Genomic DNA, 24,702 nt, shown 5'->3' with positions numbered 1-24,702 from the left:
CCCGTACCTCCGGAGGCCGGGCAGGCCGACTCACCTCGACCGGCCCGGCCGTTCCACCCCGGACCGGGCCGGACGCGAACCGCGCCCGGCCCGGGTGTCCGCGACCGCGACGGATCCGGGGAGGGCAGCGGTCAGAGGAAGTAACGGAGCCAGACGTACAACCAGGCGATCAGGCAGCTCAGGATCGTGACGACGATGCCGTACCGGGTGAACTGCCAGAACGAGATCCGGTGCCCGGTACGGGCCGCGATGCCGATGGCCACCACGTTGGCGCTGGCCGCGACCGCGGTGCCGTTGCCGCCGAAGTCCGCCCCGAGGGCGAAGGCCCACCAGAGCGCCTGGCCGGTCTGCGGGTCGGGTGCCTGCGCGACCAGCCCCTCGACGACCGGCGCCATCGTCGCGACGTACGGGATGTTGTCGAAGAAGGCACCGAGGACCGCCGAGCCGAAGATCAACGAGGTGGCCGCCGCGAAGAAGTTGTCGCCGAACACGTCGATCGCCCAGCTGCCGATCGCGCCGATGACACCGGTGTGCACCAGCCCGCCGACCATCACGAACAGCCCCATGAAGAAGACCAGGGTCGGCCACTCCACCTCCTCCAGTACGTCCGCGACGTCCAGTTTGGAGACCAGCAGCATCACCCCGGCGCCGACCATGGCGATCACCGACGGGTCGATGTGCAGTACGGCGTGCAGCCCGAACCCGATCACGACCAGGCCGAGCACGATCAGGCAGCGGACCAGCAGCCGTACGTCGGTGATCGCCCGCCGCTCCTGCAGCGACATCACCTCGGCGACGTGCTCCGGGTTGTACCGGAACGACTTGCGGAACAGCACCCGGGTGAGGAGCACGAAGAGCACGAAGATCACCACGACGACCGGTGCCATGTGCACCAGGAAGTCGGTGAAGGTCAGCCCGGCCCGTGCCCCGATGATGATGTTCGGCGGGTCGCCGATCAGCGTCGCCGCGCCACCGATGTTGCTGGCCAGCACCTCGGCGATCAGGTACGGCTGGGCCGGGATGTGCAGCCGGTTGCAGACCACCACGGTGACCGGGGCGACCAGCATGATGGTGGTGACGTTGTCGAGGAACGGCGAGGCGACGGCGGTGATCACCATCAGCATCACCATCAGCCGGTACGGCTTGCCGGACGACCTCTTGGCGGCCCAGATCGCCAGGTAGTCGAAGACCCCGGTCTGTTTGATGATGCCAACGATGATCATCATGCCGAGCAGCAGGAAGATGACCCGCCAGTCGATCCCCTCGTGTTCGGAGAAGAACACCTCGGCACCGGGCGCCAGCCCGAGCACCAGCATCAGGCCGGCGGCGATCAGCACCACCCTGACCTTGTCCACCTTCTCGGTGGCGATGAAGAAGAACGCCACGACGAAGATGGCGAGCGCGATGATGAAGCTCATCGGGCCCACCCCGCCGGAGCCGCCGGGACGCGCCCCGGTGGAGTCAGACGTCCGGGGCGAGCAGGGCGAGCTTGCCGAGCAGCCGCTCGAGGGTGATCGCCCCGAACAACCCTCCGGTACCGTCGACCACCGCCACCAGCGGGCTGCGCTGCCGGGCCATCAGGGCGGCCACCTCCAGCAGCGTCGCGTCCAGTCCGACGCTGGCCGGTCGGGCCATCTCCCGGACCAGACAGTCGCCGACGGTCAGGCTGCCCAGCTCCTCCCAGAAGAGGTCCGCGTGTGCCTCGTCGATGGTCCGGGCCAGCGCCGCGTCCTCCTGGTAGCTGCCGGGCACCGCCAGCCGGAGCACCTGGGTGCCGGGCAGGACGGTACGGGGCCGACCCCGCCCGTCCACCACGATCAACCCGGGCAGCCGGCTGAGCGCCATCAGGCGCAGTGCCCTCGCCACGGAATCCTGAACGGTCACCGTCGGGACGTCCACGGCGATCTGTCCTGCTTGCATGACACCTTCCCCTGGCGCAGGGCCCAGTCTCAGCCAGTGCTCTCGATCGATTCGACCACGACCGGACGCCGGTCACCTCTCCCGGCGCCGGGATTTCCGTCAGTGGTGAACAGGCGGTCCTTCCGATGCCGGATCCGACCACCCCGGGCCCTCGCGTACGCCCCATCACGCGGGTTCGCCGAGCAGCTCGGAGAGCCGCCGTTCGAGGTTGGCCAGCCGGTCGGCCACCGGGCTGCTGTGCAGGATCTCGGCCAACTGGTCGGCCTCGTCGTGCGCCAGCGCGATGCGCTCGGCCGGTACGTCGGGATCGCCGGGGCCGTAACACAGCAGCGACCGCTGACCGGCGCTGTCCACCAGTACGCCGAAGCGTTGTCCGCTCCGGGTCAGAAGGTGATGCACGATGCCGACGCCGGGGACGGTGGTCCGGGTGATATCCACTGTTCCTCGCTCGGGTTGGGGGCGTGACGAGCCCGGGTGGGGCTGACGGAACCCGGGTGGGTTGACGGAACCGGACGGGGCTGACGGAGGAGGTCGGGGCGGGGCCAGCCCGTCCGCTGGCCCCGCCGGCCCCGACCCGGTTCCGGCGTTGGTGTCCGTGGGCGGTGGCCTCCGCCCGGACCGTTCCCGACCCGGGGTCGCCACCAATGTCCGGTTCCGTTCCCGACCCGGGGTCGCCACCGATGTCCGGTTCCGTTCCCGGGCCAGGTCCCAAGACTCCGAGATTCCGGCGCCGCCGACCATCGGGCGCAGCACCCATTCGAGCCGGGGTGGAACATGTAAATTTCGCTGCTCAGCGTGGGGGTGCGGGCTCCCGGTTGGGGGTCAGACCAGATGGACAAACCCGCCGCGTTACGGCGAAGCTGGCAGCATGACCAACACCGCCGACCGGGTCGCTCCGCCGGAGCGCCGGGACACCGGCCCCTGGCGGGCGCTGCCCCGGCCGCCGGCGAGGGCGCTGTTCCGGCGGTTGCTGCTCCTCAACGGGCTGGTCTTCACCGTCGGCACGCTGGTCCTCGCGCTCTCTCCGGTGACGGTCTCCTCACCGGTGCTGCTCACCGAGATACCGGTGCTGACCGTCGGCCTGGCATTGATCATCGCGGTGAACGCCCTGCTGTTGCGGGCGAGTCTGGCTCCGCTCGACGCGCTCACCACCCTGATGCGTCGGGTGGACCTGCTGCGCGGCGGCGACCGGCTGCCGGACAGCGGCAACGGCGACCTCCACGACCTGATCGAGACCTTCAACGCGATGCTGGACCGGTTGGAGGCCGAACGCAGTGCGAGCAGCGCGCACACCCTCGCGGCCCAGGAGGGCGAGCGGCAGCGGATCGCCCGGGAGTTGCACGACGAGATCGGGCAGAGCCTCACCGTGGTCCTGCTCGGGCTGAAACGGGCGGTGGACCGGGCGCCCGAGGAGCAGCGCGAGGAGTTGCACGCCGTACAGGAGACGCTCCGGTCCAGCCTGAACGACGTGGGCCGGGTCGCCCGCCGACTCCGCCCCGACGTCCTGGAAGATCTTGGCCTGCTCAGCGCCCTGACCGCGTTGGCGACCGAGTTCTCCCAGGTCAGCGGAGTGCCGGTGGCCCGGAAGCTCAAGCCGGACCTGCCGCCGCTGAGCGCCGAGATGGAACTGGTGATCTACCGGATCGCCCAGGAGAGCCTCACCAACGTCGCCCGGGCCGGCCGGGTCGAGCTGTCGCTGCAGACCGAGGAGAACAACGTGCTGCTGCGGGTCGCGGACGACGGTCGAGGTGAGGTACGCGAGGAGGGGGCCGGGATCCGCGGCATGCGGGAACGGGCGTTGCTCGTCGGCGCACGGCTGCGGATCGACGCGGTCCCCGGACGGGGTACCGACGTACGACTGGTCGTGCCGGTCCCGGCCGAGAGGAGTTGACCCCGGTGTCTACGGCCAAGACCCGAATTCTGCTGGCGGACGACCACGCGCTGGTCCGCCGGGGGCTCCGGCTGATCCTGGACGCGGAGCCCGACCTGACGGTGGTGGCCGAGGCCGCCGACGGTGCGGAGGCGGTGGAGGCGGCCAAGCAGCCCGACGTCGACCTGGCCATCCTCGACATCGCGATGCCCCGGATGACCGGCCTCCAGGCGGCCCGGGAGATCTCCCGCCGCGCGCCCGGGATCCGCATCCTGATTCTCTCGATGCACGACAACGAGCAGTACTTCTTCGAGTCGCTGCGGGCCGGCGCCTCCGGGTACGTGCTCAAGTCCGTCGCCGACCGCGACCTGCTGGAGGCGTGCCGCGCCGCGATGCGTGGCGAGCCGTTCCTCTATCCGGGGGCGGTCACCGCGCTGATCCGCGACTACCTGCACCGGGACCGGCAGGGGGAGCGGCTGCCGGAGAGCATCCTGACCCCGCGCGAAGAGGAGATCATCAAGCTGATCGCCGAGGGGAACTCGGCGAAGGAGATCGCCGAGGCGCTGGTGATCAGCGTGAAGACGGTCGACCGGCACCGGGCCAACATCCTGCAGAAGCTCGGCATGCGGGACCGGATAGACCTCACCCGGTACGCCATCCGGGCCGGCCTGGTCGAGCCCTGAAACCGGTCTGGTCGAGTCCTGGAACCGGCCTGGTCGAGCCCTGGAACCGGCCGGGGTCAGCGCACCGGTACGACGGTCCGCACCGTCGCCTGGTCGACCTCGGAGAGCCGGACGGTGAACCGCAGTTCCCAGTCGCCGGGGACCGGAAAGCTCAACGCGCCGACCGCGTGGTGCGGGGTGACGCCGAGCATCGGCGCTTCGGTCGGCTCGATGCCCCGCTCGGGCAACGCGGTGCTCACCGTCCACTCCACCACCGGCAACGGGGTGCCGTCCGGGGTGTAGACGTACGCGTGCACGGTGTTGGCCTCGCCGAGCTGCACCGGGTAGATGTCGAACTGCAGCGTGTAGAGCGGGGAGTTGAGGGTCTGGGCGAACCCCTCCGAGGCCGCCGCGGTCGCCTCGATCGCGGCGTTGCGGGCCGGGGTGGTCTGCACCAGCACGGCGCTGATCCCGAGCACCACCAGCCCGAGCACCACCTCCACCGCGACCGCCCGCCGTACCCCGGTAAGGAAGGGCCCCTTCTTATCGCTTTCGGTATAGGAAGGGCCCCCTCCTAACCGCTGGACCGTACGACGGGCGTACCCGGCGGCGGTCAGCGCCAGCGCCAGCAGGCCCAGTTTCGCCAGCAGCAGCCGCCCGTAGCCGGTGCCGGTCAGCTGCCCCGGGTCACCGATCTCGACCAGCGCCAGCACCCCGCCGCCGACGACGAGCCAGAGTACGGTGAGCGCCGCCCACCGGGACCAGACCGGCAGGATCACGCCCAGGACACGGGGTGGGGCCGCCGGCAGCAGGAATCCGCAGATCACCACCAGGCCGCCGAGCCAGACCGACATGGCGGCCAGGTGTACGACGTTCGCCAACCCGCTGGCCAGCGGCACCGGCGCGGCGGCGGCGTGCCCGGACAGCGGCCAGGTGGCCAGTCCGGCGAGCGTGAGCAGGAGCAGCAGGGCGCCCCGCCACCGTCCGGAGAGGCGTGCGACCGGCCGTTGCCGCGCCGGGTCGACCGTTGTCACGGGTCGCTGGCGTCGCCGGTTGTCGCCGCGTAGCACCGGGGCGAGCAGGACGGCGACCAGGAGCAGGACGGCCAGTCGCGCGGTCAGGGCCAGGCCGAAGTCGGAGCTGAGCACCTGGGCGAGTTCGGGGGTGGAGACGTCGAACAGGCCGGCGCCGCTGGTGTACGGCGCCTGTACCCAGAGCCCGGTCAGGGTGCCGGCGGCGAGCAGGACGAGTCCGGCCCGGACCAGCCGGGCCGCCCCGCGTCGGCTGAGCCGGCGGGGCCAGAGCCGGGCCAGCAGCAGGGTCGGGCCGATGGTCAGGACCAGTCCGGCGTACCCGAGGTATCTGCTGACCGGGACGGCGACCCGGACGACCGGCTGCACCCCGGCGTCGGTCGGCTCCGGTGGGCCCGTCGAGGCGGCGCCGACGGAGAAGGTCCAGCTACCGGCGACGGGGTGGCTGTCGGCGGAGACGACCCGGTAGCTGACCAGGTAGGTCCCGAGTGGACGGTCGGCGACCCGGACCGGGATCCGCAGCGTGGCGCCTCGGACGGTCGCCTCCCCGGCGTTGATTCGTTTGCCGTCCGGCGCGAGCACCTGGGCCCGACCGGGCAGCAGCGCTACCGGCTCGCTGAAGGTGACGGTGACCTCGGTGGGGGAGTAGCCCAGCACGGCCCGCTGCTGCGGCACCGTCGAGACCACGGCGGCGTGTGCCGCCGCCGGCCGCGCCGGGCCGATCAGCACGGCCAGTCCGGCCAGCCCGGCGACCAGCATCACCAGCAGCCCGCCCAGCAGGCCCGCCAGCGGTCCGCCCGCCGGCGCGGCCGGCCGGGACAGTCCGGGTCCGGAGCGGGGTACGCCCCGACGGACGGAGGAACGGTCGATCCGGTGCGCTGCCACCTTCGATAGTTCGGTCGGCTGGCCGGAAAGGTTCAATCTGTTCTCCGACTGATCGGTAACATCGTTGACGCCGTATGGTAGTAATCTGCCCGTGCCTCCGAATTCCGACGACGATTTTCGATGGCTCGAGGACCTGTCCAGCCCGGCGGCGGCCGACTGGGTCCGGGCCCGTAACGCCGAGACTCTCGCCGCCGTCGCCGACGACTCCTCTTTCGGCACGCTGCGTGCCGCACTTCGGCAGGTGCTCGACGCCGCGGACCGGGTGCCGTACGTGCACTGGGACGGCGCACACCTCTACAACCTCTGGAAGGACGAGGCCCACCCCCGGGGGGTGTGGCGCCGGACCACGCTGGAGCAGTACCGCCGGGCCGAGCCGGAGTGGCAGGTGCTGCTCGACGTCGACGCGCTCGCCGAGGCGGAGGGCGAACCGTGGACCTGGCAGGGCGCGGTGGTACAGCGCCCCGAGCACCGACGGTGCCTGATCCGACTGGCCCGGGGCGGGGCCGACGCCCGGGTGGTACGCGAGTTCGACCTGGAGACCCGCTCCTTCGTCACCGACGGTTTTGTGCTGCCGGAGGCGAAAAGCGATGTCGGCTGGATCGACGCGGATCACATCTACGTCGGCACCGACTTCGGCCCGGGCTCGCTGACCGCCTCCGGCTATCCCCGGGTGGTGAAACGCTGGCGGCGGGGCACCCCGCTGGCCGAGGCCACCGTCGTGCACCAGGGGCGTGACGAGGACGTGGCCGTGTACGCGGTACACGATCCCACCCCCGGTTTCGTCCGGGACTTCCTCGGGCGTCGGCTCGACTTCTTCCGGCGCGAGGAGTTCCTCCGCACCGCCGACGGCGGACTGGTGCTGATCGACGTACCGGAGGACGCCGAGACCGACGTGCACCGGGAGTGGCTGCTGATCCAGCTCCGCTCGGAGTGGACGGTGGCCGATCGGACGTACCCGTCCGGCGCGCTGCTGGTCACCCGGCTGGACCGGTTCGTCGCCGGGGAACGGGACCTCACCGTGGTTTTCACGCCGGCGCCGGACACCGCGTTGAGCGGTCACGCCTGGACGCGCAACCACCTGATCCTGAGCAGCCTGGTCGACGTCCGGAGCCGGATCGAGGTGCTCAGCCCGACCTCGGACGGCTGGCGGCGGGTGCCGCTGCCGGGTGGTGACGCGGCGACGGCACCGCCGGCGGTCGGGACCGACCAGGTCCGCGATGCCGGCCACACCGCCGGTTCCAGCCACACCGCCGGGGTCGGCGGCACGGCCGACGCGGGCACGGCCGGCGACACCGGCCGGATCGTCGAGGCCGCCGGTGAGCGGCGTCATCTCATGGTCGTCGACACCAACCCGGAGTACAGCGACGAGTACCTGCTGGCCAGCACCGGCTTTCTGGAGCCGACGGCGCTGCACCACGGCACGGTCGGCGGTGCCGTGGAGACGCTGAAGCGGGAGCCGGCGTTCTTCGACGCGGCCGGCATGGACGTACGGCAGCACTTCGCCCGCTCCGCCGACGGGACCCGGGTGCCGTACTTCGTGGTCAGCCCGCCCGGGCACGACGGCGGGCCGACGTTGCTGACCGGGTACGGCGGCTTCGAAGCCTCCTGGACCCCGGCCTACAGCGGGGTGATCGGGCGGGGCTGGCTGGCCCGGGGCGGCTGCTACGTGGTGGCGAACATCCGGGGCGGCGGCGAGTACGGCCCGCGCTGGCACCGGGCCGCGTTGCGGGAGAACCGACCCCGGGCGTACGAGGACTTCGCCGCCGTCGCGACCGACCTGGTGGAGCGGGGCGTCACGGTGCCGGCCCGGCTCGGTATCGAGGGCGGCAGCAACGGCGGACTGCTGATGGGGGTCATGTTGACCCGCTATCCGGAGTTGTTCGGTGCGGTGGTGGCCCGGGTGCCGTTGCTGGACATGCGCCGCTACCACCGGCTGCTGGCCGGCGCCTCCTGGATGGCCGAGTACGGCGACCCGGACGATCCGGCCGACTGGGCGTTCCTGCGCGAATACTCGCCGTACCACAACATCCGCACCGACCGGCGCTATCCGCCGGTCCTGCTGGTCACCTCGACCCGCGACGACCGGGTTCATCCCGCCCACGCCCGGAAGATGGCGGCCCGACTACGCCGGTACGGTCACGACGTCTCCTACTACGAGAACGTCGAGGGCGGGCACGGAGCCGCCGCCGACAACGCGCAGTTGGCGTTCAAGTGGGCGCTGATGCTGACCTTCCTCCGGCGTCACCTGGCCGGCTGACCCGCCGGCCCGGTGGCCTCCCCTCCGGTCACCGGGTCACGGATTCCACACCATCGTCTGCTGGTGGAGCCGCCGGCCACCCTTCCGCGTGCCCGGGACCAGCGGAGTCGCACCATGCCTGACGAAGCCCATGCGTTCGAAGAACCGCACCGCACGGGTGTTCTCGACCAGGGTCTGCAGATGGCAGCCGGGGGTGCCGGTCTCTCTGAGCCGGTCGAACCATCGCGCCATCAGCTCGGCGGCGGCACCGGTGCCGCGTGCCGTAGGCGCCATGTTGATGTGCAGGTGCGCCGGCCACCGGACGTCGTCGAAGCCGCCGGCGGTGGGCTCTCGCCGGGCCGCGGCCACCACGAGATCGACCATGGCCCGGGCGAAGAACGCCGCGGGCCTCGGCCGGAACACCAGCCGGTGCGTCCTGATGGCCTGCTCCATGCGCTTGCTCTCGCTGGGAATCGTCGAGCTGTCGAGGCAACCCGCGAGGTAACCCACCAGTTCGCCGTCGGCCACGGCGACGAAGAGCGAGCCCGGGTGCGCACTCAGGTACGGGTCCAGGTAGATGGCCGCTTCGGATTCCTCGTGCCCCCACAGGGCAGCGGAGGGGGCGTCCGCGCAGGCACGACCGAACAGCCCGCGCAGCTCGGCGTGGTCACTGTCGGCGATCGCGCGAATCGTCACCATCTTGATCAACTTCCCTGTGAAATGCTCGCCCCGGGCGGACATTCTTGCAGGTGAGCGAACGGATCGCCCATGATGATCTTCGAGGGAGCCTGGGTGGGCGGAGCGTTCCGGGAATTGATCACAGCGGCTGGACGAGCTGGACCGGGTTCCCGTCCGGGTCGGCGGTCCAGGCGATCAACAGCCGACCGAGCCATTCGTACGGTGCGGCCAGGGCCGGCGCCCCGCTCGCGGTGACCTCGGCGTACGCCGCGCGGGTGTCGTCGGTCCAGAGGATGACGGCGGCCCGCTGCCCGTCGGGGACCGGGTCGAGTCCGTGGTCGTCGCGGCTGGAGGCGACCGAGGCGATGCCGATCTTGTAGCCGTCGAGGGCGAGGTCGACGTGGACGGGTTCGCCCTCGGCGGGCACCCGGAAGGTCTCGGTGAATCCGAGACCACGATAGAAGGCGGCCGCCCGGGCGACGTTCTCGCTGAACAGGATGACCTGGGGGGATCGGAACCTGGACACGGACCGACCGTACGCCTCCGGCCCTGTCGACGCCGGCACGCTCCAGAGTGGGACGGCGCGGGTTCGGCCCCTGTCCGTCAACCCGGCGCAGGTCGGCCACTCCGACTCGGTGCGAGTGGTCGCAGGCGGGCAGCCCGGCCAGGTGAACGCTCGTAGCCGGTCAGTCCCGGCTCAGCGGGCAGTCGAAGTCGAGGCTGAATTCGACCTCAGCGCCGGTGATGGCGTGCTTCGCCGTACCCTTCAGCGCGCCGGAGGTCCGGTCGCCGCTCTCGGTCCGCTCGCCGGTGAACGCCACCGTCTGGTACGTCTCGTCCGCGTCGCCGAGGGTCAGCGGCACCGTCGCCCCGTCGCTGTCCTGGTCGAACGGGCCGGGTGCGAACGGCAGGGACATTTCGATGCTCGCGTCCTCGGTGCTCAGCGAGAAGAGCTTCGTCGGCACCTCGACGGTCGCGCAGTCGTCGGTGACGAAGCGGTATGTCCTGCCGTCGGCGACGATGCTCAGGTTGCCGGTGCCGCCGGCCGGTCCCCCCGGCTCGGCGGCGTCGCCGCCCGGCGTGCCGCTGCCGTCCGGGACGCTGCCCTCCGTACCGCCGGAGTCGACGGTCGGGGCCGGGTCGTCGCCACAGGCGGTCACACCCCCCAGCAGGGCGAGGCCGAGCATCGTGCTGAGCAGTAGCGGCCGACGACCGATCCAGCTGCGCATCTGTCCTCCAGGAATTCGGTGCTCACCACCGGTTCATCCTGATCGGCGGGGTTCAGGCCAGGTTCAGGAATTGTTCGGGTACGGCGGCGACCGTCGGTGGCGGAAGAGCGGGTCACGCCCTCACCTGGGGAGTCGACGAGTGTCGTACGGCTGACCTGCTGCTCCGATCGGCCGACGAGATTGATCCGTCCAGCAGCCGGCCAGGGCCGGCCGACCGGGCGGGACATCGGTCCACGTGGTCGTCCACAGCCGAACAGTGCGGCAGGGTCCCATCAACGACCACTGTGGATGATCTCGGCAGGGCGCCAGACTGCCCCGGTGACCTCTCAGACGCCGTACGAGCCGTCCGGGCACGGCTACCCGACCCAACCGATGCCGGCGGTGCCGTACCGACCCGGCTATCCGGCCGGTCCACCCGTACGTCGACCGGGTCGGCTCGGACCGGGTCAGAAGGCGGCACTGATCGTCGGCGCTCCGGTGTTGGCACTCCTGCTCTGCTGCGGAGGGCTGGTCGCGATCGGGAGCGGCGCCGAGGACCCCAAGCAGACCGCAGCCGGTACCTCGGCGGGGGATGCGCGGGACCCGCGGGCCGCCGATTCCGCTACAGCGATCTCCTCCGCTCCGTCGGACTCCGGTACGCCGGCCGGGTCGGCTCCGACCGAACCTGCGGAGGCCGGACCGCAGGTCACCACACCGGCGGCCAACCCGACCACGCCTTCGGCGGGGCCGACCGTCGAGAAGCGGACGACCACCGAGACCCGGAACATCCCCTTCGGCGAGCGAACCGTGCAGGACTCGTCGCTGGCCAAGGGCACCCGCAAGGTACGGACCAAGGGCGTGCCCGGGCGGAAGACGTTGACCTACGAGGTGACGTACACCAACGGGGTGCAGACCGGGAAGCGTCTGGTCGACGAGGAGGTGACCAGGAGGCCGGTCACCCAGGTCGTCGCGGTCGGCACCCGGGAGACGCGGAATTGCGACCCGAACTACAGCGGCTGCGTACCGGTCGCCAGCGACGTGGACTGCGCGGGCGGCAGCGGCAACGGCCCGGCGTACGTCGAGGGGCCGGTGGAAGTGATCGGCCGGGACATCTACGACCTGGACCGGGACGGTGACGGCTACGGCTGCGACGACTGACCTGACTCGACACCGAACTCCGCGTTGATCGCGTACCGGAGTTGACCGGCTCATGTCGTAGCGTTGGATCACCCATCTGCAACGGATTCGAGTGAGGTCGGTCAGGTGTCTCAGGTCGAGGAGATCGCTACTGAGCTGGGTGCGCTCACCGCAGGAGTCGAACAGGCGCAGGGTCAGGCCGCTGCGGCGGGCCGGCAGGCAGAGGAGGTGGCGCGCCAGGCGGCCGGCGCCGGCTTCGTCGCGGTGGCGACCGGCATGCTGGCCGTGCAGCAGGCGATCGGCGAAATCCAGGGCAGACTCGGCAACCTCGGCGGCCTGATCGGCGAGGCGGCGAAGGCGACGGCGGCCGTTCCGCAGGAGGGCTCGCCACAGGAGTCGATCGCCGGACTGACGCCGGTGCAGGAACGGTTGGACCGGGCCCGGGAGGCGGCGTCCGCGACGATCGAGCAGGTCGACAAGACGCAACGGCTGGTCACCGTGACGTTGCAGGGCGGACAGCCGGGACCGATGCTCTCCGCGCTGCAGAACATCACGCAGGTCCTGGTGCCGCTGACCCAACGGATGAGCAACGCTCGACAGTCCACCGACGTGGCGATCGTGCGGGCCCGACAGTTGGGCTCCTCGGGAAACTGACCGGGGCTGGCGGACCCGTACCTGCCAGCCCTGCGCCTGCCAGCGCCGGTGAACTGACACCGACGTCGTCCGGATCGGGGGATGCCGTCCCTACGATCAGCGTTCCAGGAACGCCGTGGAGCAGGCGACCCAGCGGTATTCCTGGCCAGTCCCGGACCGGACCGCGGACCAGGATCGGCCGCCGGGAAGATGCCGATGTCCGGCGCGCGCTGGACCTGGAGAACAGGTGCGCCGACACCGTCGCCCAACAGGGCTACCGGGTTCATCAGAACCCCACGCGGCAGGAGATCGCGGAGGCGCGCCGGAGCACCGGTGACGTGGGAAAGTCAGACAGTAAGCCGGACTATCTGCTCGAAGAGCAATAATCGACTGCTATTCTCCTACCTCCGCGAAGCCGGTTCGGGGCGTTTGGACGGAGGTCAGCGACAAGGTGGCCGCCCAGCAGACCCAGCGGATCGTGTTGAACCTCGAAGACTGGCGCGGCGATATGCGGGCCCTGCAGAAGCAGTTTGATGACTGGCCGATACCCGACCTGAAAGAGTTGGTGGCAGTGGTACGCGGCGGCGCGATCCTTCAGATCGTGCGGCGAGAATGAGGAGGGGCACATATGGCCGTCGAGTATCGGTTGACCCTGGCGGGCGACATCCCGTTGGAGGAGGTGGCCAGTCTCGCTGCCCCAGAAGCCATTGAAACCCCCGCCTCGCCTGGACGTTCACGAGTGCTGACCGCCGACCTGTATGAACGGAACGGGTACGCAATCAGTGTCTACGGCGGCCGCCACGGGTACTACGACGCCGAACGTGACGACGGCTCCCACTGGGAGTGGGAGCCGGAAGCATACGTGAATGTCGGCTTCCGCATGGGCAAGGACGAGCCGAGGGATGACGCGACGCCGAACATGGTGGCTACCGTGGCTCGGATATTGGCCGCCCGGAAGGAAGACGCGGCCTTTGTGCTGAACGGGAATTGGCTGTTGCTGACGCGAGTCGACGGAGCGTTGCGCAAGCACAGGCCCACATGGTGGCACAACTATGGTGTTGACGAGCTTGTTGCCGGGTGGCAGGTGTGACGAGTCGGGGGCGCGGTGGCGGCGCCCACTGACCGGGCCTGTCCGAGCCTGCCGGCGGTGATCGCGGTCACCGTGGGCGAGTGCGCCGCCCTCAGGCGCCGCAAATAGGGGTGACCTGCGGTGACAGGTCGGCTAGCTTCGCCGCCATGGAACCAATTGATGAACGGGAGATCCGGGCATCGTTCGTAAACTGCAGCAAAGGTGAGGCGGGCCGGGTCCGGTTGCCCCCAGGTTTCGCCGAAGGCGGCGTTCCCTGGGCCGACCTGGACTTTCTAGGCTGGGCCGACCCGGGGGCCGAGTTGCGGGCGCTGTTGGTCGTGCCCGGGGAAAACGGTCCCACCGGTCTGGTGCTGCGCCGGCCGGAGACTCGCAAGGTCACCGCGATGCGGTCGAGTATGTGCCAGGTGTGTCTGACCGACCACGGGGGTTCGGGGGTGTCGTTGTTCGTGGCGCCACTGGCCGGCGCCGCCGGACGGCAGGGCAACACCGTCGGCGAATACCTCTGCACGGATCTGGCCTGCTCGCTCTACCTCCGCGGTAAGCGCCAGCCGAAGACGCGCCTGGTCCGCCGGGAGGAGACGCTCACCCTGGAGGAGCGGATCGGTCGGACGATGACCAACCTGAACGCCTTCGTCAACCGGGTGGTCGCAGGCTGATGACAGCGGCGACGGCCGCGAGACGCGGCACCGGACAGGCCGGCAGAAGATCAGGCCCCGTCGTTCCCAGCGCGGACGGCGGGGCTTTCCGTTCGGCATCCGGGTCCGTCAGACGATTCCGGTCGTCGCAGCGGTTGTTCCGGTGCCGCACGAGGTGGCCGACCGGGTAGGGGCGTCGGCACGCCCCGCTCGGACCGCCCGGTCAGCGGTCGACCGGCACCGGCCGCGACGCCTTCACGATCCACTATGTGTGGTTGGCGGCTTGTGCCAGGTCAGGGTCAGGGTGAGGGTCGCCTCGGCGGTGCCCTTGGTGAGGATGAAGCCCTGCTCGCCGCCGACCTTCAGACCCAGCTCCATGGCGATCTCGTCGGGCGCGTGCTCGGTGGACCGGACCCGACGCACGATCGTCCGCAGCACCGGCATCACCTTGTCCATCGCCGAAGCCAGTGAGAACGCGCTGACCCGGGCCCGCCGGTCGTGCGCCGAGGCGAGTCGGAGCGACTCCTCCTGGTCCTCGAAGTCCGCCTCCACCTCCACGAACTCGTCACTGCCGTCCTCGATCGGAACTCTGAGCAGCACAGACTCCACCAGACCGCCCTTCGGTAGCGCTGCGACGACCAGACGGGTCGACGCGGGCCCGTACATCGATATCAGACGGTACGGCGCCACGTAATCCGCTGACGGGTCGTCTCAGCCGGGACGGGTGTCGTCTACCTGATCCGGCACTGGTGGTGGACAACCGGTGTCCTCAGTCGCTGTCGGTGAGGCAGATGACCAGGACGCGGGCCGCGCCCCGGTCGATGATCACCCAGGTCCGGTCGGTGGGGATGGGCGCGCTGAACCACGACGTCCACGCCTCGGAGGTGAAGTAGGCGGCGAAGTCGGCCGGCCGGTCGCCGACCAGCCCGCGCAGGAACTCGAAACCGAGCCGCTTCGCCTCCCAGAACGTGCCGTCGTAGCGGGTGTAGACCGACCCGGCGTTGATTTCCGCGCCGAGTTCCCCGTCGAGGGCGTGCAGACGTACCGCCGTCAGGCCGGGGACCTCGCGCAGGGGATCGGGGATGCCCAGGTCCGGCAGGACTGTCCGGGTGGCGCGGTGGCCGAGCAGGTGACGGAAGAAATCCCACTCGTACGGTCGGTTCCGCGAGACGAACCAACTCAGGGTGTCGTCGTGGACCGTCGGCCGGAAACGGGCGACCTGGACGAAGTCAGTGCTACGCAGGCGCTGGAGTTCACGGATGAGGGCGACCACCGCAGGCTCGGTGATCTCCTCGGCCACCCACCCGACCCGGGAGTGTGAGGCGGCCACCGCCCGGGCATCGGGCGGACGGTCGGTACGGACGACGGTCTTCCAGTCGATCGTCATCCGGACACGATAGAAGTCGGTCAGACGGCGGGTGGGCCGGGCAGCCGGGCGGGGGCGGTGAACCGGTCGAGCACCAGCAGTTCGGTGCCGGGACCCAACTCCGCGAGCAGCCGCTGCTGGGCGCGTTTCGTGATCCGTACGCAGCCGTTGCTGTTCGTCCGGCCCAACTCGGCGTCGCGGTACCAGGCGTGCAGTCCGATGTGCGCGCCACGCAGCCCGGTCGGCACCGATTCCGGCTCGTCGGGTACGGCGCCGAGCGCGAACACCTCGGTGTCCGCGTACACCCGGCCGGGCAGGGAGGAGCGGCCGAGGATGAAGGTACGGCCCAGCGGGGTCGGGGTGGCTCGGGCGCCGACGCTGACCGGCCAGGAGGCGACCAGCCGGTCGTCCCGGTACCAGTGCAGTCGCCGGCCGCCCCGGTCGACGATGACCAGGTCGGGCAGGGTGATGGTGGTCCACGCGCCGGGCGGGACCCAGCCGATGGTCCGGTTGGCCGACGGCAGGAGCACGGCGAACCAACCGGAACGGCGTTCGACGATCGGCATGGTGACCTCGACACCGCTGATCGTCGGGGCGAGCCAGGCGCGGGGGCGGCCACCCGGTGCGTCGTACGCGACGACCCGTCGGATCGGCCGCAGGCCCTCGCCGAGTCGTACCGTCGACATCGGATCCGGGTCGGCCGGGAAACCGCCCGGCGCCGGCCCGTAGTCGACCACCGGCAGGTCGGCCGGCGGCGGGGCCGCAGGCAGCGGCGCCGCGTCGCCGGAGAACCCGGCACCGGGCGTCGGGCCGGCCGTGGGTCGGCCCGGTTCGCCGCCGGGCGGCGGCCCGGCTGTCCGTCGTGGCGTCGGCACGCCGCCCACCACCAGCGCCGTGGCGAGCAGCCCACCGAGTACGGCGAGCGCGACGACGGCGGTACGCCGACGCAGCCGACCAGGAGCAAACGGATTTAACCGGACGAAGCCCATGTAGTAACTCTAAGTGTCGGAACTGCCTGGTCAGGTGGATCGTCCGCGCGTGTCCGCGCCGATGAACCGCAGTTTGTCCACGGTGACCCGAGCCCTCGACGTCACGTCGGGTACCGGGAGCGCCCGGGCCGGCTGCCAGACTGGGGTGATGACCGATCGACCCGCCGTCCGCCAACTCCGGCTCGTGGTCACCGCGGCCGACTACGACGAGGCCGTCCGGTTCTACCGGGACGTCCTCGGTCTGCCCGAGCGCAACGCCTTCTCGTCCCCGGACGGCCGGGTCGTCATCCTCGAGGCGGGCCAGGCCACCCTGGAGATCGCGGATCCCGGGCACGCCGAGTACGTCGACGAGGTGGAGGTGGGGCAGCGGGTCGCCGGACACATCCGGGTCGCCCTGGAGGTCGACGACGCGGCGGCGGTGACCGCGACGCTGGCCGACGCCGGGGCGACGGTGCTCGCCGAGCCTCGCCGGACCCCGTGGAACTCGGTGAACTCCCGGTTGACCGCCCCCGGCCGGTTGCAGTTGACGCTCTTCACCGAACCGGGGGAGTGACCGCCGTCCGCGCGAGCGTCCCACCCGGCGCCGTGCGGGACGCGGTCGGGCGGCTCAGAGCCGGATCGGCATCAGGATCGAGAAGGCGCGGCTGTCGTCAGCCCGGCGTACGGCCAGCGGGCGGATCGGGCCGTTCAGGTCGAGGAGCAGTTGACCGCTACCGGTCGGGTCACTGGCGTCCAGCGCGTCGAGGGCGTCGAGCAGGAACTCCCGGTTCACCCCGACCCGTACCACGTCCGACCCGGATCGCGGCTCGGTCGGGTCGGCGCCGGTGGTGAGTTCGCGGGTCGGGTCGGCGCCGGTGGTGAGTTCGCCGGTCGGGTGGTCTCCGATGGTGAGTTCGCCGGTCGGGTCGACGGAGAGGACGCTGACCGCGCACCGGGCGCCGTCGGCGGGGCGTACCACCGTCCTGGCCGGCGCGGTGGCCAGGTGCTGGCGCAGTCGGGACGCGTCCACGGTGACCCGCCGGTGCTCCGGATCGCCGGTTGCCTCCCGGAGCAGCCGCCGGTAGTCCGGGACGTCGTCGTCGAGCGTCGTGGCGCTGATCCGTCGACCCCGGGCCCGCAGGCTGATGCTGCCGGTGCCGAGGCTGACCGTCGTCAGCCCACCGGTTGTCGGACCGCTCCCGGCCAGCAGCGCGCGGGCCTCGTCGACGAAGCCGACCGGCGCGATCACCGCCCGCGTCGGGCCGTCCCGGGTCGGCGCGGCGTCGAGTTCGGCAACGGCCATCCGGTACCGGTCGGTGGCGATCAGCCGCAGGACGTGCCCGTCGGTCTCGAACCAGACGCCACCCAGCACCGGCAGCGCCGGGTTCAGCCGGGCCGCGAACCGTACCGCGTCGACCGCCGCCGCCAGGTCCGCGTCCGGCACGGTGAGCCGGACCCGGAAACCGGCCCGTCCGGACCTCTCCGCCGGGTACACGCTGTCCTCCGGCGCCGGGGCGAGGAAGAGCGCGCGCAGCCGGGAAATCTCCCGCCGGGCGTCGGCGAGCCCGTCCTCCAGCCGGCTCAGGTGGGCGTCGAGCAGACTCGACGCGGCCGCCAGGTCCGACCCGCGCAGGTCGAGCAGTCGGCTGAGTTCGGCGAGCGGCATGCCGATCCGGCGGAGTCCGGCCAGCAGGCGGGCCTCCGGGAGTTGGTCCGTCGCGTACCAGCGGTAGCCGGTGGCGGGGTCGACCAGGGCGGGCGCCAGCACGCCGGCACCGTCGTAGAACCGCAGGGCGCTGACCGTCAGGCCACTGGCCCGGGCCATCTCGCCGATGCTCAGCAGTTCGTCTCCGGCCTCCACGTCCGGCGATTCTGCCCCCTCGACCAGGTCGAGGGTCAACCGCCGGCCGGGAGGGCCCCGCCACCGGACCCGGCGCCCTCGTCGTACGACGTCGACGGCGGATGGCAACACATTGACGGACAAAAATGAATTAAAAGGCATTGTCGGCCAGGTTAGGATTGTTTTGGAACGGCGGACTGGCGGGATCTGTCCGAGCTTCGGGCGGACTGGCCAGATGTGTGTCGGCAATCGCGGTTGGTGTGGATGGCGACATCGATTACGTGTCGTTGTGGAGATCGCGGAGTGCGTGCTAGCCTATCGGCGTTCTTCTATGTATTGGCGAGCGATTCTGTTTCTCCACAGTTGACCGCGTACGGGGGCGCCGTGAGTGTGAGAAGGCCGCTGGCCGGCCTCGCGTGCCAAGGTGCCGCCGTGGGACCGCCGACGTAACGGCCCCCGACCTGCCGAACCACGGCCACCGCCGTATCGGTTCGCTCGCCGCCGACTGCCACGATCAGTCGGCGTTCCACTGTCCGTTGTCGCAACGGTCGATTCCCTGTCGGTATTTTTCGGATCCTCCGAAACCGACGTCGCTCGCCGCTATTGGTGCTCGTCCGAGAACAGGGAGCGAAACATGGGTAACCACAGCATCAGGCGTACGATTTCCCGGTTCATGGTGCCGCTGGCCGTAGCGGTGCTGGCCGGCGGTGCGATCGCCACTCCCGCCACCGCCGCACCGTCGGCGGCGAACACCGCCGCCACCGACACCTGTGACCTCTTCCGCGCGCTGTGCCTCTTCGAGGGCGCGGGCCACACCGGCGCCAGGTTCACCGTCTCCGCGCTGAACCCCGACGTCGGCACCTGCGTCGACCTGGTGGAGCACGGTTGGGCCGACCGGGCCCACTCGTCGGTCAACACCAACAGCCGGGCCGCGACCCTCTTCCCGAACGACGACTGCACGGGACGACCATTGCTGCTCAGCGGTAGCAACCCGGGCTTCAGCTTCCCGGGCAAGAGCGTTTTCGTCTACTGACGTCGTACCCCGGCCCACGGCACCCCCTCCCGGCCGCTCGGCCGCGAAGGGCCCGTGGGCCGGCCCCGCCCCAGCCCTCGGCCGGCCCCGCCTCAGCCCTCGGCCGGCACCGCCTCAGCCCTGCACGGCCGGGTGGCGCCGTCCGCCTCGGCGTCAGCGACCCGTCCCGCCCGCCTCGGCCAGCTGTTTGGCCTGCCGCAGCGCGGACCGTACCGCCGTGTGCCGGTCCTCGCCGGTGAGCCAGGCGCACAGTACGGCGAACACGCTCGGCTCCCCCTCCCGGAGCCGGACCACCAACTCGGTACCCCGGCCGTCCGGTGCGGCCCGTAGCGTGACCGCCACCCCGGAGCCCAGGCTCGCCACCGCCGGGGGAAGCCGGCCACCCGGCGCCAGCTCCGCCGGCGGCCGATCGATGGTGACCGTGTACGACCTCGACCGTGACCGGCGACGCGCCAGAACCCCCACGGCCACCGTCGCCACCGCCACCACACCCCCGGTCAACCAGGCCATCCGCGTGCCCTCCCAGCTCGACGCCGCCACCCCCGGCCATCCGCCGGACCGTCCCCGGCCCGGTGACGTCACCGCCGCGGACCGTGCCCCGCACCGGTAGCGGCAGCGCCGGCGGCCCCGCGGGTGGTCGTCCGGGCACCTCGTCGGTCCGGCGCTGGTCGCCCGGGCCGTCAGCCTCCGGCGCGGGCGGGTGAACCGGGCTCGTCCGCAAGGGGTGAAGCCCGGTGGGCGGGGTATCCGCCGCCGCAGGGCACGCGGCGAGCCGTGGGAGGAGGTGGACGTGTCGAGGGAGCCACTGCTCAGCACGAAGCTTGCGGTCGCGCCGACGTCCGGCGCGGTGGTGATGCCCCGGCCCCGGCTGTTCCAACTGCTCGACGCCGGAACGGCCGGCCCGCTGACGCTGGTCTCGGCCTCCGCCGGCTGGGGCAAGACGATGCTGTTGAGCTCCTGGTACCAGGCGCGGAGCGCGACGTACCAGGCGCGGAGCGCGACGGGTAACCGGTCCACGGGCGGTGCGGACGGCATCGGATCCACCGGCGGTGGGGAGCGGTCCTCGCTGGGGTGGCTGTCGGTGGAGCCAGGCGACGGCGGAGAACGGCTCTGGACGTACCTCTCCGCCGCGCTGCGTACCGACGCCCCGGACGGGCGGGACGAACCAGACAGCGGGTACGGGTTGCCGCACCTCGCCGAGGAACTCGCCGGACGGACCGTACCGGTCACCCTCGTCCTCGACGATCTGCACCAGGTCGACGACCCGCAGGTGGCCGACGGACTCGAGTTCCTCCTCCGACACGCGGCGGGTCGACTCCGACTGGTGATCGGGTGCCGCACCGATCCCGGGCTCGCCCTGCACCGTTGGCGACTCGGCGGCGAGCTGACCGAGGTCCGCGCCGCCGACCTGGCGTTCCGGCCCGACGAGGTGACCGAACTGTTCGCCGCGTACGGCGTACCGCTGTCGGCCGACGAGACCCACGGGCTGTGGGGCCGTACCGAGGGATGGGCGGCCGGCCTGCGGTTCGCCGCACTTGCCCGAGCCGGGCATCCCGATCCGGCCCGGTTCGTCGAGGAGTTCACCGGAGAGCATCCGGACGTCGCCGACTACCTGACCGAGGAACTGCTCACCAACCTCTCCGCCGAGGCGCGGGAGGCGCTGTGCCGCGCCTCGGTGACGGCGGCCTTCTCCGCCGACCTGATCACCGCCCTGACCGACCGCTCCGACCGCAGCGTCAGCGTCGACCGCGCCGACCGCCACAACCACCCCGAGCGCACCGAGCGCACCGAGCGTGCTGACGGGGACCACGCGCACGGCGAGCGTGCTGACGGGGACCGGCTGCTCGGCGAACTCGGTCGGCACGGCGGGTTCGTGATTCCGCTCGGCGGGAGACCGCCGACGTACCGGATCCATCCGATGGTCGCGCAACTGCTTCGTGCGGAGCTGGCCCGGCGGCCCGCTGACCAGCTTGCCGAGCTGCACCGACGGGCGGCGGTCTGGTCCGCCGGGCACGATCTGCCCGACGAGGCGCTCCGCCACGCACTCGCCGGTGCCGACTGGCAGTACGCCTCGACCCTGCTGCTTCGGCACTGGCCGGACCTGGTGCCGTACGGCCAGACCGGTCCGGCCCGGACCAACCCGCCACCACCGCCTCCGGAGATGCTCCGCACCACCCCCGAACTCGCCCTGGCCTGCGCGGCGGACCGGCTGGACGCACGGGATCCGGTATCCGCGAGCGGTTACCTGGACCTCGCGGCGGACCTCGCGGACCGGCTCGACGACGAGGCCCGTCGCTACCGCCTGTGCCGGATCGGCACCGCGCTGCGGCTCGCCTCGGCCCAGTCGGTCGGAGACGGTCCGGCCGTCGAGGCGCAGACCGCCCGCCTGCTGGACCTGCACCGGGTCGACCCCGACCGACCCGGTGGGGTCACCACGGATGACGACGGGATCGGCGTCGGCGCGATCGACGTCGCCAGGGCCGATCCGGAACGGTTCGCGCTGGACCGGGCCGGGGTGGCCGTCGCCCGGATCGTCCGCGCCGGGACGCGGCTCGGCACGGGCGACCTCGGCGCGGAGGCGGACCTCGCCGACGGGCTGACCGACGCCGACGCGGCCGGGCTGTCCCGGGCCGGCCGGCTCTGCCTGGGACGGCTTGCCCTGGTCCGGGCCCTGCGTGGGCAGCTGCGCGCCGCCGACCAGGCGGCTCGGACGGCGCTGAGCGGCGGGCCGTTCGGGGTACCCGCGCGACCCGCGGACGGCGTGCACGCCCACCTCGCCCAGGCACTGGTCGCCCTGCACCGGGACCGGACCGACGAGGCCGACGTCAAGCTGTCACTGGCCGCACGAGCGGCCGAGTACGTGGACGAACCGCTGGTTGTCGTGCTGCTCGGACTGCTCCGGTCGCAGGTGCTGCGGGACCGTGGCGACCTCGGCGGAGCCCACCAGGTGTTGGACGGCGCCCGACGAAGTCTGGCCGAGCGGCCCGACCCACGACGCCCGGGGATCCGCCCCGACAGTCGGCCGATCCCCGCACACGCCGACGACGGGGTGGCTGTCGCGAGCCCGGACAGTCGAGGCGCCGTGGCCCGCCCGGACGGTCGCGCGGCGGCCGTCGTACGGCCCGACGGTCGGGGAGCGGGGCAACCGCCGGGTGGACGGCTGCTGGCGCACTGGCTGCTGGTCGGCGAGGCCGACCTGCGTACCGCGCACGGTGACCTCGAGTCGGCCAGGGCTCTGCTGCTCCCGGCGGTCGAGTCGGGCGTCGAACCCGTGGCGCCGTTGGCGGTCGCGCTGTCCCGGACGTACCTGCGCGGGGGCGATCCGCGAAGCGCCGTCCGTACGCTGCCGGAGTGGGACACGTCGGCGGCCGACTGGCCCCTGGCGCTGCGGCTGGAGGCCGGCCTGCTCGACGCCGGCGCGGCCCGGCTGGCCGGCGACCACCGTCGCGCCGCCCGGATCGTCGAACGGGTGCTGGAGCTGGCCGAGCCCGAAGGTTTCCGCCGGGTCTTCACCCGGGCGGATCCGTCGGTACGGGAACTGCTCACCACCCACCTCGACTCGGGGACCGGGTACTGGGCGACGCTGAGTGACCTGATCGGTGCCAGTGCGGTCACGGGCCGGCCGTCCCCGATGGTGCCGCCGTTGGGTGAACCGCTGACGGAGCGGGAACTGACAGTCCTCCGCTACCTGCAGAGCATTCTGTCCAACGTGGAGATAGCCGCGGAGATGTCACTCTCGGTCAACACCGTGAAGACTCACGTCCGCAACATCTATCGCAAACTGGACGCCACCCGGCGTCGGGACGCGGTACGCCGGGCCCGCGAACTCCGCCTGCTCTGAGCCGCCCCCGACCCGCTCCAACCCGGGCCAGGTCAGTCGCTCGCCGCCTTGTCGATCGCGGCCAGCAGATCGGCGATCGTGTACGACCCGTCGTGCGGGAAGTCGTTGAGGAAGAACGTCGGAGTGGCGTTGACCCCACTGCGGATGGCACCGACGAAGTCGCCCCGGATGCGGTCCAGGTAGGCGTGCCCGGCGACCTCCTCGCCGATCTCGTCCGCCGGCAGCCCGAGCTGCTGCATGCCGAGCGAGAGATGCACCGGGTCGAGCTGGTCCTGGTGCTCGAAGAGCCAGTCGTGCATCTCCCAGAAGCTGCCCCGGGCCGCCGCCGCCTCGGCGACCTCTGCCGCGTCCTCGGCGTACGGGTGGACGTTGATCAGCGGAAAGTGCCGGAAGACCAGCCGGACGCTCTCCGGCCGTTGGCGCAGAACCTCCCCGAGGACGGCGTGCGCGCTGCCGCAGTGCACACACTGGTAGTCGCCGTACTGGACGAGCGTGGCAGGCGCGTCCACCGGCCCTCGGATGTGGTCGGCCTCGGTGACGGGCACCCGGAGCCGGCTGACCGTGACCTGCAGGGGAGTGCTCACTCATGCTCCTCGGTGGCCCCGGCGCGCGAACGGCGCGATGTGGTGTCAGGAGGTTCGCACCGAACGGGGTGAGTAGCCCTCACCCGCAACGGGTGAGGGCCGGGGAGCGGATCCGCCGGCCGTGCCGTGAGCCGGCGGGCGGGTCGACCACGGACCGCCGGGAAGGTCACCGCCGGACCGCCGGAGAGGTCACAGCCGTACCGTGATGTGGTTGTCGACCTGGGTGACCCCTGGTGCCGACCAGGCGACCCGCTCGGCCTCCTCCCGTTCCAGCCAGGACCGGACCGTGCCGACCAGCACCACGACCCCGTCCCGGGTCTGTACCCCGATCCCCTCCGCATCCGTCTCCACGCTGCGGACCAGGGCGCTCTGCAGCCGATCGGAGATCTCGGCCGGCACCGGCGTCTCGTGCGGTCGTACCGAGATGCCGTTGGTCACCCCACGGATCCCGGACAGCCGACCGACCGCCTGCTCGGCGGCACGCCGCTGGTACTCCCACTCGACCTCGCCACGGAGCACGATCCACCCGTTGGCGACGGTCACGTCGAGATCCTGCACCGGTACGAAGGCGTCCCACTCCAGGGCCCGGAGCGCGGCGGTGGCGAGTTCGGGGTCGGGGCGTTCCACGGAACTCGGCAGCCGGACCTCGATGTCGTTGGCGACGGCCCGGACCCGGGTCACCCGGTGCGCGGCCCGTTCGGCCGACCACTTCTTCGCGTAGTTGTCCACCCAGCCGCTGAGCGTCACCACGCCTTCCCGTACCGACACGCCGATCTCGTTGGGCTGGACCCGGGGTTCCCAGGCCAGTTCGGCGAGTACGTCGTGTTGGATCTCCTCGTCGCTGTGGATCATCGTCCGGGTGGCCATCGCCGTTCCTCCCCGCGTCGGGTCCAGGTACCTGACGGACCGGACCGGTTCCGTCCCTGCCGTGGCGGCGGGCGGTAGGCTGCGCCCCGCCGGTGCCCCTGCCGGCCACACCCGTCAACTTCGACCCTTCCGCGCGCCCGGGTGAAGGCTCCTCACCCGGAACGGGCGAGCCGAACGTCGGCTGCGGCGGACGTGACAGAGCCGACGAGCATCAGGAA

At 71.5% G+C, this 24,702-nt stretch carries 24 protein-coding genes and 1 pseudogene; 11 read left to right on the top strand and 14 right to left on the bottom strand.

The genetic code is table 11. The features are described from left to right. Positions 1-131 precede the first annotated feature (131 nt). From V1633_RS27840 to V1633_RS27830, 3 genes are all read right to left on the bottom strand, one after another. Complete coding sequence (locus V1633_RS27840) at positions 132-1,418, bottom strand: ArsB/NhaD family transporter (RefSeq protein ID WP_331217227.1); 1,287 nt, start codon at positions 1,416-1,418, stop codon at positions 132-134. A 43-nt stretch (positions 1,419-1,461) separates the two neighbouring features. Beyond that, positions 1,462-1,920, bottom strand: a complete 459-nt coding sequence (locus V1633_RS27835) for a CBS domain-containing protein (RefSeq protein ID WP_331217226.1) — start codon at positions 1,918-1,920, stop codon at positions 1,462-1,464. Positions 1,921-2,085: 165 nt separating this feature from the next. Next, on the bottom strand, positions 2,086-2,358 hold the full coding sequence (locus V1633_RS27830; RefSeq protein WP_331217225.1) for a hypothetical protein: 273 nt from the start codon (positions 2,356-2,358) through the stop codon (positions 2,086-2,088). Between the two features lie 430 nt (positions 2,359-2,788). Between V1633_RS27830 and V1633_RS27825 the strand changes: the two genes are divergently transcribed. After that, positions 2,789-3,811, top strand: coding sequence for a sensor histidine kinase (locus V1633_RS27825; RefSeq protein ID WP_331217224.1), 1,023 nt, complete (start codon positions 2,789-2,791; stop codon positions 3,809-3,811). Between the two features lie 5 nt (positions 3,812-3,816). After that, a complete protein-coding gene (locus tag V1633_RS27820; RefSeq protein WP_331217223.1) occupies positions 3,817-4,473 on the top strand; it encodes a response regulator transcription factor in 657 nt (218 codons plus the stop codon). A 56-nt stretch (positions 4,474-4,529) separates the two neighbouring features. Here the strand turns inward: V1633_RS27820 and V1633_RS27815 are convergent, their stop codons facing one another. Beyond that, positions 4,530-6,242 carry a copper resistance CopC/CopD family protein gene (locus tag V1633_RS27815; protein ID WP_331217243.1) on the bottom strand — a complete coding sequence of 571 codons (1,713 nt, stop codon included), beginning with the start codon at positions 6,240-6,242 and terminating at the stop codon, positions 4,530-4,532. A gap of 217 nt (positions 6,243-6,459) precedes the next feature. Between V1633_RS27815 and V1633_RS27810 the strand changes: the two genes are divergently transcribed. Further along, positions 6,460-8,625 (top strand): prolyl oligopeptidase family serine peptidase, encoded by a 2,166-nt coding sequence (locus V1633_RS27810; protein WP_331217222.1) that lies wholly within the window; start codon positions 6,460-6,462, stop codon positions 8,623-8,625. A 36-nt stretch (positions 8,626-8,661) separates the two neighbouring features. On the opposite strand, the gene V1633_RS27805 is transcribed toward V1633_RS27810, so the two are convergent. The 3 genes from V1633_RS27805 to V1633_RS27795 all read right to left on the bottom strand — a co-directional run bounded on the left by V1633_RS27805 (position 8,662) and on the right by V1633_RS27795 (position 10,511). Next, the gene (locus tag V1633_RS27805) at positions 8,662-9,345 is read right to left on the bottom strand and encodes a GNAT family N-acetyltransferase (protein WP_331217221.1); all 684 of its coding nucleotides are present in this window, start codon (positions 9,343-9,345) and stop codon (positions 8,662-8,664) included. A 76-nt stretch (positions 9,346-9,421) separates the two neighbouring features. Next, the gene (locus V1633_RS27800; RefSeq protein ID WP_331217220.1) at positions 9,422-9,808 is read right to left on the bottom strand and encodes a VOC family protein; all 387 of its coding nucleotides are present in this window, start codon (positions 9,806-9,808) and stop codon (positions 9,422-9,424) included. 160 nt (positions 9,809-9,968) lie between these two features. Next, positions 9,969-10,511, bottom strand: coding sequence for a hypothetical protein (locus V1633_RS27795; protein ID WP_331217219.1), 543 nt, complete (start codon positions 10,509-10,511; stop codon positions 9,969-9,971). 318 nt (positions 10,512-10,829) lie between these two features. Between V1633_RS27795 and V1633_RS27790 the strand changes: the two genes are divergently transcribed. From V1633_RS27790 to V1633_RS27770, 5 genes and pseudogenes are all read left to right on the top strand, one after another. Next, entirely contained in the window at positions 10,830-11,648 is an 819-nt protein-coding gene (locus V1633_RS27790; protein WP_331217218.1) for a G5 domain-containing protein, read from the top strand. A gap of 105 nt (positions 11,649-11,753) precedes the next feature. Beyond that, the gene (locus V1633_RS27785) at positions 11,754-12,281 is read left to right on the top strand and encodes a DUF6244 family protein (protein ID WP_331217217.1); all 528 of its coding nucleotides are present in this window, start codon (positions 11,754-11,756) and stop codon (positions 12,279-12,281) included. 173 nt (positions 12,282-12,454) lie between these two features. Next, positions 12,455-12,876 (top strand): annotated as a pseudogene (locus tag V1633_RS27780) (CdiA C-terminal domain-containing protein). A gap of 12 nt (positions 12,877-12,888) precedes the next feature. Continuing rightward, positions 12,889-13,350: a SitI3 family protein gene (locus V1633_RS27775; protein WP_331217216.1), complete on the top strand. Its 462-nt coding sequence runs from the start codon at positions 12,889-12,891 to the stop codon at positions 13,348-13,350. Between the two features lie 146 nt (positions 13,351-13,496). Beyond that, positions 13,497-14,006, top strand: a complete 510-nt coding sequence (locus tag V1633_RS27770; protein WP_331217215.1) for an FBP domain-containing protein — start codon at positions 13,497-13,499, stop codon at positions 14,004-14,006. Between the two features lie 234 nt (positions 14,007-14,240). Here V1633_RS27770 and V1633_RS27765 read toward each other — a convergent pair whose 3' ends face one another. From V1633_RS27765 to V1633_RS27755, 3 genes are all read right to left on the bottom strand, one after another. Further along, positions 14,241-14,585: a CU044_2847 family protein gene (locus V1633_RS27765; RefSeq protein WP_331217214.1), complete on the bottom strand. Its 345-nt coding sequence runs from the start codon at positions 14,583-14,585 to the stop codon at positions 14,241-14,243. Positions 14,586-14,754: 169 nt separating this feature from the next. After that, positions 14,755-15,372, bottom strand: coding sequence for a hypothetical protein (locus V1633_RS27760; protein ID WP_331217213.1), 618 nt, complete (start codon positions 15,370-15,372; stop codon positions 14,755-14,757). Positions 15,373-15,392: 20 nt separating this feature from the next. Beyond that, positions 15,393-16,340: a L,D-transpeptidase gene (locus V1633_RS27755; protein WP_331217212.1), complete on the bottom strand. Its 948-nt coding sequence runs from the start codon at positions 16,338-16,340 to the stop codon at positions 15,393-15,395. A gap of 148 nt (positions 16,341-16,488) precedes the next feature. Between V1633_RS27755 and V1633_RS27750 the strand changes: the two genes are divergently transcribed. Continuing rightward, positions 16,489-16,893 (top strand): VOC family protein, encoded by a 405-nt coding sequence (locus V1633_RS27750; protein WP_331217211.1) that lies wholly within the window; start codon positions 16,489-16,491, stop codon positions 16,891-16,893. Positions 16,894-16,947: 54 nt separating this feature from the next. On the opposite strand, the gene V1633_RS27745 is transcribed toward V1633_RS27750, so the two are convergent. Further along, complete coding sequence (locus tag V1633_RS27745) at positions 16,948-18,180, bottom strand: DNA polymerase III subunit beta family protein (protein WP_407952117.1); 1,233 nt, start codon at positions 18,178-18,180, stop codon at positions 16,948-16,950. 613 nt (positions 18,181-18,793) lie between these two features. Here V1633_RS27745 and V1633_RS27740 point away from each other — a divergent pair. Then, entirely contained in the window at positions 18,794-19,192 is a 399-nt protein-coding gene (locus V1633_RS27740) for a peptidase inhibitor family I36 protein (RefSeq protein ID WP_331217210.1), read from the top strand. A gap of 153 nt (positions 19,193-19,345) precedes the next feature. Here the strand turns inward: V1633_RS27740 and V1633_RS27735 are convergent, their stop codons facing one another. Next, complete coding sequence (locus V1633_RS27735; protein ID WP_331217209.1) at positions 19,346-19,702, bottom strand: hypothetical protein; 357 nt, start codon at positions 19,700-19,702, stop codon at positions 19,346-19,348. Between the two features lie 280 nt (positions 19,703-19,982). Between V1633_RS27735 and V1633_RS27730 the strand changes: the two genes are divergently transcribed. Then, a complete protein-coding gene (locus V1633_RS27730; RefSeq protein WP_331217208.1) occupies positions 19,983-23,033 on the top strand; it encodes a LuxR C-terminal-related transcriptional regulator in 3,051 nt (1,016 codons plus the stop codon). 32 nt (positions 23,034-23,065) lie between these two features. Here V1633_RS27730 and V1633_RS27725 read toward each other — a convergent pair whose 3' ends face one another. Both V1633_RS27725 and V1633_RS27720 read right to left on the bottom strand, forming a co-directional pair. After that, positions 23,066-23,617 carry a DsbA family protein gene (locus tag V1633_RS27725; protein WP_331217207.1) on the bottom strand — a complete coding sequence of 184 codons (552 nt, stop codon included), beginning with the start codon at positions 23,615-23,617 and terminating at the stop codon, positions 23,066-23,068. 189 nt (positions 23,618-23,806) lie between these two features. After that, positions 23,807-24,484, bottom strand: coding sequence for a BON domain-containing protein (locus V1633_RS27720; protein ID WP_331217206.1), 678 nt, complete (start codon positions 24,482-24,484; stop codon positions 23,807-23,809). Positions 24,485-24,702 lie beyond the last annotated feature (218 nt).

Source organism: Plantactinospora sonchi, assembly GCF_036422035.1.
Classification (GTDB): Bacteria; Actinomycetota; Actinomycetes; order Mycobacteriales; family Micromonosporaceae; genus Plantactinospora; species Plantactinospora sonchi.
The sequence above is the reverse complement of the archived record's forward strand: the minus strand, read 5'-3'. Positions and strand labels throughout refer to the sequence as shown.